Source organism: Mycolicibacterium stellerae (assembly GCF_003719305.1).
Lineage (GTDB): Bacteria > Actinomycetota > Actinomycetes > Mycobacteriales > Mycobacteriaceae > Mycobacterium > Mycobacterium stellerae.
Window position 1 is genome coordinate 57,510 of sequence record NZ_RARC01000016.1, and the last position, 13,922, is coordinate 71,431.

General features: G+C 65.2%; 19 protein-coding genes. 3 read left to right on the top strand and 16 right to left on the bottom strand.

Features of this window, described 5'->3' with window-relative positions; genetic code table 11:
• Positions 1-60: 60 nt before the first annotated feature.
• The 11 genes from rpsQ to rpsJ are packed head-to-tail and all read right to left on the bottom strand — an operon-like array spanning position 61 to position 5,608.
• Complete coding sequence (gene rpsQ, locus D6M19_RS19685) at positions 61-363, bottom strand: 30S ribosomal protein S17 (RefSeq protein ID WP_123026932.1); 303 nt, start codon at positions 361-363, stop codon at positions 61-63.
• Positions 363-596, bottom strand: a complete 234-nt coding sequence (gene rpmC, locus D6M19_RS19690) for a 50S ribosomal protein L29 (RefSeq protein WP_123026933.1) — start codon at positions 594-596, stop codon at positions 363-365. Before rpmC ends, rpsQ begins: the two co-directional genes overlap by 1 nt.
• Positions 596-1,012 carry a 50S ribosomal protein L16 gene (rplP, locus tag D6M19_RS19695; protein WP_123026934.1) on the bottom strand — a complete coding sequence of 139 codons (417 nt, stop codon included), beginning with the start codon at positions 1,010-1,012 and terminating at the stop codon, positions 596-598. The genes rpmC and rplP overlap by 1 nt, the downstream gene beginning before the upstream one ends.
• A gap of 2 nt (positions 1,013-1,014) precedes the next feature.
• Positions 1,015-1,914, bottom strand: a complete 900-nt coding sequence (gene rpsC, locus D6M19_RS19700; RefSeq protein WP_123026935.1) for a 30S ribosomal protein S3 — start codon at positions 1,912-1,914, stop codon at positions 1,015-1,017.
• Positions 1,914-2,516, bottom strand: a complete 603-nt coding sequence (rplV, locus tag D6M19_RS19705; protein ID WP_123026936.1) for a 50S ribosomal protein L22 — start codon at positions 2,514-2,516, stop codon at positions 1,914-1,916. The genes rpsC and rplV overlap by 1 nt, the downstream gene beginning before the upstream one ends.
• A complete protein-coding gene (gene rpsS / locus D6M19_RS19710; RefSeq protein WP_010908582.1) occupies positions 2,513-2,794 on the bottom strand; it encodes a 30S ribosomal protein S19 in 282 nt (93 codons plus the stop codon). Before rpsS ends, rplV begins: the two co-directional genes overlap by 4 nt.
• A gap of 9 nt (positions 2,795-2,803) precedes the next feature.
• Complete coding sequence (rplB, locus tag D6M19_RS19715) at positions 2,804-3,646, bottom strand: 50S ribosomal protein L2 (RefSeq protein WP_123026937.1); 843 nt, start codon at positions 3,644-3,646, stop codon at positions 2,804-2,806.
• 24 nt (positions 3,647-3,670) lie between these two features.
• Complete coding sequence (gene rplW / locus D6M19_RS19720; RefSeq protein ID WP_123026938.1) at positions 3,671-3,973, bottom strand: 50S ribosomal protein L23; 303 nt, start codon at positions 3,971-3,973, stop codon at positions 3,671-3,673.
• Positions 3,973-4,635: a 50S ribosomal protein L4 gene (gene rplD, locus D6M19_RS19725; protein ID WP_123026939.1), complete on the bottom strand. Its 663-nt coding sequence runs from the start codon at positions 4,633-4,635 to the stop codon at positions 3,973-3,975. The genes rplW and rplD overlap by 1 nt, the downstream gene beginning before the upstream one ends.
• Entirely contained in the window at positions 4,635-5,288 is a 654-nt protein-coding gene (gene rplC / locus D6M19_RS19730; RefSeq protein WP_123026940.1) for a 50S ribosomal protein L3, read from the bottom strand. Before rplC ends, rplD begins: the two co-directional genes overlap by 1 nt.
• Before the next feature lie 14 nt (positions 5,289-5,302).
• The gene (gene rpsJ, locus D6M19_RS19735) at positions 5,303-5,608 is read right to left on the bottom strand and encodes a 30S ribosomal protein S10 (protein ID WP_003883485.1); all 306 of its coding nucleotides are present in this window, start codon (positions 5,606-5,608) and stop codon (positions 5,303-5,305) included.
• 401 nt (positions 5,609-6,009) lie between these two features.
• Here rpsJ and D6M19_RS19740 point away from each other — a divergent pair, with 401 nt between their 5' ends.
• Entirely contained in the window at positions 6,010-6,195 is a 186-nt protein-coding gene (locus D6M19_RS19740; RefSeq protein WP_123026941.1) for a hotdog family protein, read from the top strand.
• Here D6M19_RS19740 and D6M19_RS19745 read toward each other — a convergent pair.
• The 3 genes from D6M19_RS19745 to D6M19_RS19755 all read right to left on the bottom strand — a co-directional run bounded on the left by D6M19_RS19745 (position 6,180) and on the right by D6M19_RS19755 (position 8,748).
• Positions 6,180-6,695, bottom strand: a complete 516-nt coding sequence (locus D6M19_RS19745; RefSeq protein WP_164478585.1) for a VOC family protein — start codon at positions 6,693-6,695, stop codon at positions 6,180-6,182. The genes D6M19_RS19740 and D6M19_RS19745 overlap by 16 nt on opposite strands.
• Positions 6,696-6,767: 72 nt before the next feature.
• Positions 6,768-7,121 carry a nuclear transport factor 2 family protein gene (locus D6M19_RS19750; protein ID WP_123026943.1) on the bottom strand — a complete coding sequence of 118 codons (354 nt, stop codon included), beginning with the start codon at positions 7,119-7,121 and terminating at the stop codon, positions 6,768-6,770.
• Between the two features lie 16 nt (positions 7,122-7,137).
• Positions 7,138-8,748 (bottom strand): carboxylesterase/lipase family protein, encoded by a 1,611-nt coding sequence (locus D6M19_RS19755; RefSeq protein ID WP_123027003.1) that lies wholly within the window; start codon positions 8,746-8,748, stop codon positions 7,138-7,140.
• 166 nt (positions 8,749-8,914) lie between these two features.
• On the opposite strand from D6M19_RS19755, the gene D6M19_RS19760 reads away from it, so the two are divergent.
• On the top strand, positions 8,915-10,165 hold the full coding sequence (locus D6M19_RS19760) for a cytochrome P450 (protein ID WP_123026944.1): 1,251 nt from the start codon (positions 8,915-8,917) through the stop codon (positions 10,163-10,165).
• Here the strand turns inward: D6M19_RS19760 and D6M19_RS19765 are convergent.
• Positions 10,143-10,793 (bottom strand): TetR/AcrR family transcriptional regulator, encoded by a 651-nt coding sequence (locus D6M19_RS19765; RefSeq protein ID WP_123026945.1) that lies wholly within the window; start codon positions 10,791-10,793, stop codon positions 10,143-10,145. The two genes, D6M19_RS19760 and D6M19_RS19765, sit on opposite strands and share 23 nt — an antisense overlap.
• 94 nt (positions 10,794-10,887) lie before the next feature.
• On the opposite strand from D6M19_RS19765, the gene D6M19_RS19770 reads away from it, so the two are divergent.
• On the top strand, positions 10,888-12,567 hold the full coding sequence (locus tag D6M19_RS19770; protein WP_123026946.1) for an MFS transporter: 1,680 nt from the start codon (positions 10,888-10,890) through the stop codon (positions 12,565-12,567).
• Here the strand turns inward: D6M19_RS19770 and mftG are convergent.
• Entirely contained in the window at positions 12,463-13,896 is a 1,434-nt protein-coding gene (gene mftG, locus D6M19_RS19775; RefSeq protein WP_123026947.1) for a mycofactocin dehydrogenase MftG, read from the bottom strand. The two genes, D6M19_RS19770 and mftG, sit on opposite strands and share 105 nt — an antisense overlap.
• Positions 13,897-13,922: the final 26 nt, after the last annotated feature.

Sequence of the window (13,922 nt, forward strand, 5' to 3'; positions counted from 1 at the left end):
CAACAATCCCCCGCACACACCAGGTGTGTCGGGGGATTGCGTCTGCTCGCGCAGAAACTGCTACTTGGCCTTCTCGAGGATCTCGACGAGCCGCCAGCGCTTGGTGGCCGACAGCGGACGGGTCTCCATCAGCGACACCCGGTCGCCGATGCCCGCGATGCCGTTCTCGTCGTGCGCCTTGACCTTGGTCGTGGTGCGGATGATCTTGCCGTAGAGCGGGTGCTTCACCCGGTCCTCCAGCTCGACCACGATGGTCTTCTGCATCTTGTCGCTCACCACGTAGCCGATGCGCGTCTTGCGACGGTTGCGCGGCTTCTCGGTCCGCGGGGTGTACGCCGGACCCTTGGTTGCCTTCTCTGCCATTACGATTCCTCACCAACGGGTCCGGAAGCCAGACCCAACTCACGTTCGCGCAGCACGGTGTACACGCGCGCGATCTCCTGACGCACTACCCGCAGCCGACGGTTGTTGGCCAGCTGGCCGGTCGCCATCTGGAAGCGCAGATTGAACAGCTCTTCCTTCGACTCGCGCACCTTCTCATGCAGCTCTTCGTCGGTCAGCTCGCGCAGTTCGCCCGGCGTCACTCCTACTGCCATCAGAACTGCTCCTCTCGGGTAACGATGCGTGCCTTGATCGGCAGCTTGTGGATGGCGCGGGTCAGCGCCTCCCTGGCGACCTTCTCGTCGGGATAGCTCAACTCGAACAGCACGCGACCCGGCTTGACGTTGGAAATCCACCACTCCGGCGAACCCTTGCCCGAACCCATGCGGGTTTCGGCAGGCTTCTTGGTCAGCGGGCGGTCGGGGAAGATGTTGATCCACACCTTGCCGCCACGCTTGATGTGCCGGTTGATCGCGATACGAGCTGACTCGATCTGCCGGTTGGTGACGTAGGCGTGCTCCAGTGCCTGGATGCCGTAGTCACCGAAACTCACCGTCGTACCGCCGCTGGCGATGCCGCGCTGACGCGGGTGATGCTGCTTGCGGTGCTTGACCTTACGGGGAATCAACATGGCTAGCTCTCCGTGCTTTGGGTTGACTCCGGGGTCGCCTCGGTTGCAGCGCCTGCAGCGGCCTCGGTGCCTGTCGACGCCTCCGCGACGGCGGGTGCCTCCTCGGTACCCGACTGTGCGGGGCCGGCTTCGCCGCCGGATGCCGCGCGACCGGCTTCGGTGCTCGTGGCGGTGGTCCCCGACGCGCCACTGCGACGCGGACGGCTGCCCGACGGACGCTCGCGGCGCGGACGATCGGCGCCCGCGGGAACGGCGGCGGTGAGTTCGCGCTTGCCGCCGACGATGTCGCCCTTGTAGATCCAGACCTTCACGCCGATGCGGCCGAACGTCGTCTTGGCCTCATACAGGCCGTAGTCGATGTCGGCGCGCAGCGTGTGCAGCGGAACGCGGCCCTCGCGGTAGAACTCCGAGCGGCTCATCTCGGCGCCGCCGAGGCGGCCGGAGCACTGCACCCGGATGCCCTTGACGTTGGGCTGACGCATCGCGGACTGGATGGCCTTGCGCATCGCGCGACGGAATGCCACGCGGTTGCTGAGCTGCTCGGCGACACCCTGGGCGACCAGCTGAGCCTGCGACTCAGGGTTCTTCACCTCGAGGATGTTCAGCTGAACCTGCTTTTTCGTCAGCTTCTCCAGGTCGGCCCGGATGCGGTCGGCTTCGGTGCCGCGACGGCCGATGACGATGCCCGGCCTTGCGGTGTGGATGTCGACGCGGACCCGGTCACGGGTGCGCTCGATCTCCACGTCGGCGATACCGGCGCGCTCGAGACCGGTGGCAAGCAGCCGACGGATCGCGACGTCTTCTTTGACGTAGTCCTTGTACTGCTTGTCGGCGTACCACCGGGATTTCCAGTCGGTGGTGATGCCGAGCCGGAAGCCGTGGGGGTTGATTTTCTGGCCCACTATTGCGAGCCTCCCTTCGCTTCGTCAGAAGCCTTTGATGCAGTGCCCGATGTCGCCGACTTCGCGGCCGCGGAAGCCTTCTTGGCGGCCTTCTTTGCCGGTGCCTTCTCAGCGGTCGCCTTCTGCGCAGTCGCCTTCGTTGCGGGTGCCTTCTTCGCCGGCGCCTTCTTGGCGGCGGCCTTGCTGCCCTGCGCGCGACGCGAACGGGTTGAGCTGGCCGACTGACCGGCGCGCTCACCGCGTGCCGGACGACTCTCGACGATCACCGTGATGTGGCTGGTGCGCTTGCGGATTCGGAACGCACGTCCCTGCGCGCGCGGCCGGATGCGCTTGGCCGTCGGACCCTCATCCGCGTAGACGGCGGCGACGACGAGCGTCGAGGGATCCAACCCGTCATTGTTCTGCGCGTTGGCGGCGGCGCTGGCGATCACCTTGGCGACCGGCTCGCTCGCCGACTGCGGCGCCCAGCGCAGGATGTCGAGCGCTTCGGACACGGTCTTACCGCGCACCAGGTCGATGACCCGGCGCGCCTTGGTCGCCGACACGCGGACAAAGCGGGCCTTCGCCGTCGCGCTCGGGTATTCGGTCTCAACAGAGGTCATCGCCGTTTGGCCTTCCGGTCATCTTTGATGTGACCCTTGAACGTGCGGGTGGGTGCGAACTCGCCAAGCTTGTGTCCGACCATCGCCTCGGTGACGAACACCGGGACATGCTTGCGGCCGTCGTGCACCGCGAAGGTGTGCCCGATGAAGTCGGGGATGATGGTCGACCGGCGAGACCAGGTCTTGATCACCTGTTTCGTGTTCTTCTCGTTCTGTACGTCGACCTTCTTCAAAAGATGGTCGTCGACGAACGGACCTTTCTTCAGGCTGCGTGGCATCGGCTACTCCTACCGGTGGTGCTTCTTGCCGGTGCGCCGGCGTCTGACGATGAGCTTGTCGCTCTGCTTATTGCGCTTACGGGTCCGGCCCTCGGGCTTGCCCCACGGGCTGACCGGGTGACGGCCACCGGAGGTCTTGCCCTCGCCGCCGCCATGCGGGTGGTCGACCGGGTTCATCACGACACCACGAACGGTGGGGCGCTTGCCCTTCCACCGCATACGGCCGGCCTTGCCCCAGTTGATGTTCGCCTGCTCGGCGTTGCCGACCTCGCCGACGGTGGCGCGGCAGCGCACATCGACACGGCGGATCTCACCGCTGGGCATACGCAGCGAGGCGTAGGTGCCTTCCTTGCCCAACAGCTGAATCGACGCGCCTGCCGAGCGGGCCATCTTGGCGCCGCCGCCCGGACGCAGCTCCACAGCGTGGATCAGCGTGCCTGCGGGGATGTTGCGCAGCGGCAGGTTGTTGCCGGGTTTGATGTCGGCGTTCGCGCCGGACTCGACAATGTGTCCCTGCGCCAGACCCTGCGGCGCAATGATGTAGCGCTTCTCGCCGTCCAGGTAGTGCAGCAGCGCGATATTGGCGGTGCGGTTCGGGTCGTACTCGATGTGTGCGACCTTGGCGTCGACGCCGTCCTTGTCGTGGCGACGGAAGTCGATCACGCGGTAGGCGCGCTTGTGGCCGCCGCCCTTGTGCCGGGTGGTGATTCGGCCGTGCGCGTTACGTCCGCCCTTGCCGTGCAGCGGGCGCACAAGCGACTTCTCCGGCTCCGTGCGAGTGATCTCGGCGAAGTCGGAGACGCTTGCACCGCGGCGACCGGGGGTCGTCGGCTTGTACTTGCGAATTCCCATGTCTTCTAATCCCTTACCCGGCGGTTACGCCGGTGCTCCGAACAGATCGATCGGCTTGCTGCCCTCGGCGAGCGTGACTATGGCGCGCTTGGTGTTCTTGCGCTTGCCGTAGCCTGCGCGGGTGCGCTTGCGCTTGCCCTGGCGGTTGGCGGTGTTCACGGACGAGACCTTGACCTTGAAGATCTTCTCGATCGCGATCTTGATCTGGGTCTTGTTCGAGTCGGGGTGGACGACGAACGTGTAGACGTTGTCCTCGATCAGCGCATAGGACTTCTCGGAGATGACCGGCGACAGGATGATGTCGCGCGGATCGGTGATGGTCGACATCAGGCCGAAACCTCCTCGTCAGTCTTCGTGTTGGCGCTGATGTAGGCATCCAGCGCCTCGACGCTGAACACCACGTCGTCGGCGTGCAGCACGTCGTAGGTGTTGAGCTGGTCCGGCAAGAGCAGATGGACGCCAGGAAGATTGCGCACGCTCTTGGCGCCGGCCTCGTCGCTGCGGCCGATGACGATGAGCACCTGCTTGCCCTCGACCAGCGTGGCCAGGAACGTCTTGGCGCTCTTCGTCGACGGCGTCTGCCCCTCGACGAGCTCGGTCACCGCGTGGATGCGGCCGTTGCGGGCCCGGTCGGACAGCGCGCCGAGCAGTGCGGCACGAATCATCTTCTTCGGGGTCCGCTCGCTGTAGTCGCGCGGCTTGGGGCCGTGCACCACGCCGCCACCGGTGAACTGGGGAGCCCGCGTCGAACCCTGTCGGGCACGGCCGGTTCCCTTCTGCCGGTACGGTTTCCGGCCGCCACCGCGGACCTCGCCGCGGGTCTTGGCCGAGTGCGTGCCCTGACGGGCGGCCGCCAGTTGCGCCGTCACCACCTGATGCATCAGCGCGATGTTCGGCTCGACGTCGAACAGCTCGGCGGGCAGCTCGACGGAGCCGTCCTTCTTGCCTGCCGGGGTGTGAACGTCGATCTTCACGGTCTTGGTGGCCATTACTTCTCGCCTCGCTTGATTGCGCTGCGGACCGTCACCAGTCCGCCGTTGCGACCGGGGATCGCGCCCTTGATCAACAGCACGCCGTTCTCGGCATCGACCTTGTGCACCACCAGGTTCTGCGTCGTGATGCGGTCGCTGCCCATCCGGCCCGACATGCGGGTGCCCTTGAACACACGGCCGGGGGTGGCGCAGCCACCGATCGAGCCTGGACGACGGTGCACAGCCTGCGCGCCGTGGCTCGCGCCCTGGCCCTTGAAACCGTGACGCTTCATGGTGCCCGCGAAACCCTTGCCCTTGGAGGTGCCCGTCACGTCGACATAGGCGCCGTCGCTGAAGATCTCGGCGGTCAACTCCTGGCCGACCTCGAATTCTGCTGCGGCGGCCTCGTCGTCGAGCCGGAACTCCGCGATATGACGGCGCGGGTTGACCCCCGCCGCGGCGTACTGCCCGGACAGCGGTTTGTTCACCTTGCGCGGGCTGATCTCGCCGTAGGCGAGCTGCACCGCGCTGTAACCGTCGCGTTCCGGAGTACGGATCATCGTGACAACGTTGGGGCCGGCCTTGACGACCGTCACGGGCACGACCTTGTTGTTCTCGTCGAACACCTGCGTCATGCCCAGCTTGGTGCCCAGAATGCTTTTTCTAGCCATTTCTCGTGGGTCTCCTACTGGATGTTGACGTCGACACTGGCCGGCAGATCGATGCGCATGAGGGCGTCAACGGTCTTCGGCGTCGGGTCGAGGATGTCGATCAGTCGCTTGTGCGTGCGCATCTCGAAGTGCTCCCGCGAGTCCTTGTACTTATGCGGGGACCTGATGACGCAATACACGTTCTTTTCGGTCGGCAGCGGCACTGGACCTACGACACTGGCGCCTGTACGGGTGACCGTTTCAACGATCTTTCGCGCCGAGGCGTCAATCGCCTCGTGGTCGTAGGCCTTGAGCCTGATGCGGATCTTCTGTCCCGCCACGCTTCTCCTACCTCGCTCCTGCTTCGTACATCGGCCGGCCCGTTACCGGACCTGGTCCCTGCGCTTCGCCCCCGTGGGTTATCCACGCGGACACAGCGCTGGTGTTGCCGCCGCTGTTTACCTGTCTGAAGTTCACCGGTCCCCGCGGTCGGGTGTGTCACCCGCACGCGCACTTCGACTCGACGGAAATTCCGCCTTCGTCGAAGATGGCACCGTGTGCGCCCGTTTGGGCGCCGGTTGTATGCCCGGCCAGGCGCAAACCCGGCTCAAGGCAACCCGAACAGTATGCCTCAGATCTGTGGTTGCTCCAAATCCCTGGCCATGGCATTGCCGCGCTGGCAGGCGGCCCGCGCGGCCGCGCTGCGGTGGCGCTTTCTTACTCCAGAGTAAGGTAGCTCGCCATGGCCGCTCCGACCACCACCTACAAGATGTGGAAACGCCTCGCCGGACATCCGGGCGGTGCCCGCCAGTTCTCGACGGCAGCGATGGTCCGGGTGGCGTATTTCGCGTCGCTCGCCCCGTATGTGGTTCGCATGGAGCCCGGGCTCGCCGAGGTCACCATCGGCTCACTTCAGCCGAGGTTGTAGCGGGCGAACTCTATCTGGATTCCGTCAGGATCGACGAAGTCGAACATTGTTCCGAGGTCCCCGGCTACGTTCCGGATCTCCGATCGCGCAACACCAGAGGTGTCAAGCCAACTCGCCCATGCCCGGAGGTCATCCAAAGACTCAGCCTCAAGCGCGAAATGATCCAGACCGGTACGCACAGGGTCGAACCGTTCACCTGCGTTGCTCGAATGCTCGCACAGGTCAAACACTTGGCCGCCCAGGCTCAGAATCGCCGCGCGCCCTGGGAAACGACGGCTGTCCTCACCCTCGGGGGTATCCGCCATCAAGAGATCAGCGCCGAGCACGTCGCAATAGAAACGAATGCTGCGCTCAAGGTTGGCCACCGAAATCCCAAAGTGATGCAGTCCGGCCAAGCGCGGACGAGTTGAATCGCTTTCCACGAGCTTTGATCGTGCCAGCGGCGGCACTGATACACGTCGTTTTTGACCATCGTCGGCCGACATCACCTGCTGGGTCACGCGAGTTGATTCTGCGTCGGCGGCGGCGGTCTCTCGCACTTCGTCGCCATCACCGCAGACTCAACGAAAACGTCAGCGCAGATACGTGCCGTGACCCACTCGCACCAGGTCGCCGTCGAAGGTCAGCACCTCGTTGACCAGTTCGCTTCGGTGGTTCCGGTAGTTGATCACCAGCGTCGACTCGCCCTGGTACACCCCGATGACGTCGAAGTGAAGGTCGGACAGCATCGTCAAGGCCGTTGTCCAATAGTGACGCAACGCATCCTTGCCACGGACCACGCCTTTAGAGTCGGGTAGCACGCGCGCCGCCACCGGCGAGGTGAACTCGATGTCGTCGTGGAAATGCGCGAGCACGGCCTCCACGTCGTGGGCGTTCCACGCGCGCACCCACTCCTCGGCGAACGTCCGGGGATCGGGGGTCGGCATCTGGCAAGCCTAAGGATCAGCCGGGCAGGTTCGCCCAGAACGCGCACTGGTGGCTGTCGTCGAAGTCGGTGACGACGCGACTGCCGTCGGGCTGCAACGACATCCACGGCTGCCCGGCGCCGTCGGCACCAACGGCGGGCCACTCCGGCTGGCCGACGGCATCGGGCGACGCATCGGCGATGAACCGGCTCCAGTAGTCGAGCATCTGGTCCGACAGTTTCTGTTGCGGGGGGTCCAACGGCTCTGCACCGCCGATCTCGAAGAGAAAGCGCAGCTCTAATGAGTGGCTGGCGCCGACCGGAAACGGCAATGTGCGCATCGCCTCCGGCGCGGGCGCATTGCGGTCGTTGAACTCATAGGCGTAGACCGGCCCCACCCGGGCGAGGTCGTCGCCCATCCGCTCGTTGACACACGAGAACACCCCGTCGGTGACCGCGGCCGAGTACGCGGATGGCACATTGCCGCCGTAATCGCTGAGCGGGTAGCGCTCGCCGACGGCAACAGCATTGGCGCCGAACGTATCTCGCAGCAGTTCCGGATACCGCTCGGAGGTGTAGACCTCTCCGAACCGCAAATACTGCAGCGCAACGAAGAGCGTGAACTCATCGCGGTTCGTGCCGATCAGCACCGGTACACGTGCGGCCTCATTCTGTGCGATCGCGGTGACCGGATCGACCGGAAGCGCCGCGCTGCCGGTCACGGGTCCGGCCAGCGCGTCGTCGCCGATGTTGTAGAAAGTCACCGGTTCTCGCAGTTTGTCCAGCGGCAATGACCTCAGGCAGTCCGCGGCGGTCTTCGGATCTCCGCATCCGACTTTGGCGGCGTAGTCGACGCTGTGCCATTCTGCGGTCGGCAGGTCGGCCTGAGCGCCGCACGGCGCACTCTGAATGATCGCCGCGCGGAACAATCCCTTCGAGCCCGGCGCCACCAGGTGATCACATACCGACATGCCGCCCGCCGACTCCCCTGCGACGGTCACCTTGTCCGGGTCGCCGCCGAAGTCGGCGATGTTGTCCCTGACCCAGCGCAATGCCGCCTGCTGGTCCTGCAATCCGTAGTTGCCGACGTCGCCGGCCGGGCCGAGGGCCGGATGGGCAAGGAACCCCAGCGTCCCGAGCCGATAATTGATGGTGACGACGATGACGTCGCCGCGCGACACGAGCCACCGGCCGTCGTAGATCTTGCCGCTGCCACCGGTGAACGAGCCGCCGTGGATCCACACCATGACCGGCCGCGGCGCTCCCTTCATCGCGGGAGTCCACACGTTCAGGTTCAGGCAGTCCTCATCGCTCTGCTTGCCGAATTCCGGATCGGCACCGGGGTCCTGGATGCACCGCGACCCCGGCTTGGTGGCATCGCGTATCCCTTCCCAGGCCGGTGCCGGTGCGGGCGGACGGAAGCGCAGCGGGCCCACAGGCGGTGCCGCGTAAGGGATACCGGCGAACAGCCGATGATCCCACTCGACTTGGCCGCGCACCGTGCCGCTGGCCGTCTGCACCAGAGACGTATCCGACTGTGGCGCGGGTGTGGGGACCACCGGTGACGGCGGCTCGAGGATTGCCGGAATGGCCGCTCCCGGCGATGCGCCGACGAGCCGTCCGAGCGCAACCACCAGCACCGTCGCCATCACGACGATCAAGACCACTCGTAGGCTTCGAGCCGTGCCTGGCTGCACGGAGTTCGAGCCTACGCAGCCTTGCGGCATAACCCTGGATCGCCGATGCGCCGATCCCCTAGACTGCTAACTTGACACCCGTCAAGTTATCTTCCAGCCCAACCCTCAGGGAGAGTCGATGAGCCCGCGCACGATGGACGAGGCCGCCAGGGTGCTGGCCGACCCGACCGCCTACGCCGACGACGACCGGTTGCATACCGCGCTTACCCACCTGCGGGCCAATAATCCGGTGGCATGGGTCGACAACCCGCCGTACCGGCCGTTCTGGGCGATCACCAAGCACGAAGACATCATGGCAATCGAGCGGGCCAACGACCTGTTTCTATCGGAGCCGCGCCCGCTGCTGGCCGCCGCCGAGGTCGACGATGTGCTCAAGGCACAACAAGAAGCCGGTCTGGGCATCCGCACGCTGATTCACATGGACGACCCGCACCATCGCAAGGTTCGCGCCATCGGGGCGGACTGGTTCCGCCCGAAGGCGATGCGCGCGCTAAAGGTTCGAGTGGACGAACTCGCCAAGCGTTACGTCGACACGATGCGCGACATCGGACCCGAATGCGATTTTGTCGAGGACATCGCAGTCAATTTCCCTCTGTACGTGATTCTTTCGCTGCTCGGCCTGCCCGAGGACGACTTTCTGCGGATGATGAAGCTGACACAGGAGATGTTCGGCGGCGACGACAAGGAGCACCAGCGGGGCGGTTCGTCCGAGGACCTGTTGGCTGTGCTGGCGGACTTCTTCAACTACTTCGGGGCCTTGACGGCGTCGCGACGCGCCAACCCGACGGACGATCTTGCCTCCGCGATAGCCAACGGCAGCGTCGACGGCGAACTGATGTCGGATATGGACACCTTGTCCTACTACGTGATCGTCGCCAGCGCCGGCCACGACACCACGAAGGACGCGATCTCCGGCGGCCTGCACGCGCTCATCCAGAACCCCGGGGAGCTAGCGCGTGTGCGGAACAACATGGAGCTGATGCCGACCGCGGTCGAGGAGATGATCCGCTGGGCGACGCCGGTGAAGGAGTTCATGCGGACTGCGGCCGAGGACACCACCGTCCGTGGCGTGCCGATCGCCAAGGGTGAATCCGTCTATCTGGCATACGTTTCGGGCAATCGTGACGAGGACGTCTTCAACGAGCCGTTCCGGTTCGACGTCGGCCGCGACCCGAACAAGCACCTGGCCTTCGGTTACGGCGTGCATTTCTGCCTTGGCGCCGCGCTGGCCCGAATGGAGATGAACAGCCTCTTCACCGAATTGTTGCCCCGCCTGGAGTCCATCGAATTGGCCGGCGAGCCCGAGCTGTCCGCGACGACGTTCGTCGGCGGACTCAAGCATCTGCCTATTCGCTACTCGCTGCGCTGAGCCCCTCGGCTTTCTTGCGATGGGTGGCGAGGAAACCGTCGACGGCGCAGACCGCAATCTCGCGATAGTCGAAGTCCGGCAAGGTCGACAGTTTGCCCAAGGCGATCGGGCCTAGAAGCAAGGCCGCCGCCTTGGTGCGGTCGATGTCACCGAGTTCGGCGATCGCCTGCGGGCTGCTCAGAATCGCCTCGAACGGCGCTGCGTACTGCTCGGCGACACGCTCGCGCAGAGTACGCACCTCGGGGCTGTCCTGCGAGCCCCGATGCGGTGCGCCAGGCAGTCTCTCGAGGTCCCCACCCAGGGTCAACCACGACATCGCAGTCAGCGTGACCGGAGCCTCGGCGATCAAATCGGCCTGCGCCTGCACAAGCTCGATCAACCGGTCCCGCAACGAACCTTCGGCGGGGGGCGTCGGCGCCGGCGGGATCAGTGCGTGAAATGCCGCCGCCAGCAGATCATTTCCGCTCGGGAAGTGTCGGTAGAGCGTGGCGCGAGCCACGTTGGCTGCTCGGGTGACCGCGTCGACGGTCACCGCGCTCGGGCCTCCCGAGCGCAGCAGCGTGGTCGCGGCATCGAGCAGCCGGGCCCGCGACCGCGCCGGTCGTGGATCATTGCGCCCCTCGGTCATGGTTTGCGCCCCCTTCCATCCGGGAACAAGACTGTCGATCTCGGAACGAGACTGTTAGTCTCAAAAATAGCCCGACCGAAAGTAGGTGCCGATTATGGTCGATACCCTCGTCCGGTCTGATCAGGATATCGACGCCAACCTGGCCTCCCTGTCGAAATTCGGCCGGTTCTGGTTGTTGACGGTCGCGGCTGTCGACGTGCTGCTGGTGATCTCCTCGATGGTCGCGCTGAACACCGCGCTTCCTGACATCGCGCTCGACACTGGGGCGACCCAGGCGCAACTCACCTGGGTCGTCGACGGGTACACGTTGGTACTCGCCTGCTTGCTGTTGCCTGCCGGCGCACTCGGTGATCGATACGGGCGGCGCGGTGCGCTGCTTGTCGGACTGGCGATCTTTGCGATCGCCTCGCTCGCGCCGACGGTTTTCGACAGCCCGGTGCAGATCATCACCGCGCGCGCGGTTGCGGGTATCGGCGCGGCATTCATCATGCCCGCCACCCTGTCCCTGCTTACCGCCGCTTTCCCGAAAAGCGAGCGCAACAAGGCCATCGGTATCTGGGCGGGCGTCGCGAGTTCTGGAGCGATCGTCGGCTTCATGGGAACAGGAATACTGCTGCACTTCTTCGGATGGCAGTCGGTGTTCTACGCATTTGCCGTCGCAAGCCTTGGGCTGCTCGTGTGCACGTGCACCATCCGTTCCTCGCGGGACGAGACCGCCACTCCGGTGGACTGGGTCGGCGCGGTGCTCATCGGCGGCGCCGTCGCGGTCTTCGTGTTCGGCGTGGTGGAGGCACCGGTTCGCGGGTGGACTCACCCTGTCGTATGGGGATGCATGACGGCCGGTGTCGCACTGGCCATGGCGTTCGTTGTCGTCGAACTGCGACGTAGGCATCCGCTGCTCGACGTGCGGCTGTTCATGCGGCCGGACTTCACCACCGGAGCGGCCGGCATCACCTTTTTGTTCTTCGCCAACTTCGGCTTCTTCTTCGTCGTCATGCAGTACATGCAGCTGATCCTTGGATACAGTCCGCTCCAAACAGCTTGGGCGCTAGGGCCGGTGGCCGTGCCGATCATCGTCCTTGGCGCAACGATGCACCTGATTCTTCCCAGGGTCGGCCTGCGACTCGTGGTGTCCGTCGGCCTGCTGCTGATGGCCGTCGGGCTGTTCAGCATGCGCTATCTGCAGGCCGACTCCGCCTACATCGAACTCGTGTGGCCGTTCCTGGTCACCAGCGCCGGAATCGGACTATGCGTTGCGCCGACGACGTCGGCGATCATGAACGCCGTCCCCACCGAAAAGCAGGGGGTGGCCTCGGCCGTCAACGACGCGACCCGGGAGGTCGGTGCAGCGGTCGGAATCGCCGTCGCTGGATCGGTGCTGGCCGCGCAGTACACCAATGCGCTGGCTCCTAGCCTGCGCGCATTCCCCGAGCAGATCCGCGACGCGGCTGCCGACTCGCTCGCCAACGCGCTCGAGATCGCCAAACAGCTTGGCCCGCAGGGCCCTGCGTTGAGGAAGCTCGCCGAATCGGCCTTCCTCGATGCGATGGACATGTCGCTGGTTGTCGTTTCCACAGTGCTCGCCGTCGCGGCCGTCTTCGTCGCGGTATGGGCACCGGGCCGGGACGGCCAACAGCTTGGGTTCGTTCGCAGACTTGGCTCCAGTCGGTCAGGCGACGACGAACTCGGCGGCGCGATGGCCGAGCATCACGATCGTGGCGTGGGGGCCGCGGCCGGTGACGGTCGGCAAGACCGACCCGTCGACGACCCATAGTCCGTCGACGCCGCGCACCCGACATCGCTCGTCGACGACCGCCGCGGCATCACCGTCAGATCCCATCGGCGCCGTCGCACACAGGTGCTGGGACGTCGACCAGGTCGCATGCCCGACTTCGGTTGACGACGACGCCAATTCACGTGCAAGTTCAGCGCCGGCGCTCAACATCGCCACATCGTGCGGGTCGCTGTCGTAACGATGCTCGATGACCGGCGCCACCGCAGGCTCGTCCGACACTATCCGCAACCTGCCCCGAGACCGCGGATGCATCAGCGCGACGCCAATGTGTGGTCGATCGGCTGGATCGACGCCTTGACCCTCCGTCATGGCGCCGAAGCCCCGCGTGTACGGCCTGATCTCGAGGCCGTTGGGCGTGGTGAGGATCGCCTCCACAGGAGGAAGGTCATGCGTCGGCGTCCAGTTCACGGGTAGCACCCATTCGGGGTGATCGCTCGTCCCCATGCCCACCGGTGCATTCTGCACCACGGGGATACCCGCACCTACGAGCACCTCCTCAGGTCCAATACCCGACAGCATCAAGAGCTGCGCAGAGCCGATTGCGCCCGCGCACAACACAATCCGGTCAGCGGACAGCTGGACCGGCCCGTCGGGGCCAATGCCGTCCGCGCCGATCGCGATCCCGCGGTCGAACCTGATCCGCGTGATCCGCGTATCCGCGATCAACGTCAGGTTGGGCCGGTCGAGTGCCGGCTGCAGGAAGGCACCTCCCGGCCCGATTCTGATACCGCCGTCGATATTCAGTGGTACGGCCCCGATACCAGCCGATAGCGGCCTATCCGGAGCCGCGCCGTTGAGATCAGCCACCCATGGATAGCCCATTTCAGTGGCAGCATTCACGAAAGTCTCTGTGCACCCGTCAAATTCGGAAACCCGACGAACGAGTATCGGACCTTCGGATCCGTGCAGCGGCCCGACGAAGTCAAGATCGTTCTCAACCGCCAGGAAGTGCGGAAGCACATCAGCCCATGACCAGCCTGGAATCGACCAGCTCTGGAAGTCCTCTGGCAACGCGCGGCAGAAATAGCCGCCGTTGACAGCTCCGGACCCACCCACCACCGCGCCACGCATGATGTGCCCCACGCGCCTCGGTTCATCAGTCAACGTCGCCGCAAAGTGCCGCACCACCGAGCTGGCGGTGCCGATCGGCATCCGCACCGCATCTGTGATCTGGGTGCTCACCTTCGGGTCAAACGGTGCCGGACCCGTCTCGACTACGATGACACTGCAGTTCTCATCAGCTGAAATACGTTCTGCTGCAACAGACCCGGCACTGCCAGCGCCGATGATCAGCACATCGCTGCGCAAGTGAGGAGCGGCGGGGCTGATGTGCA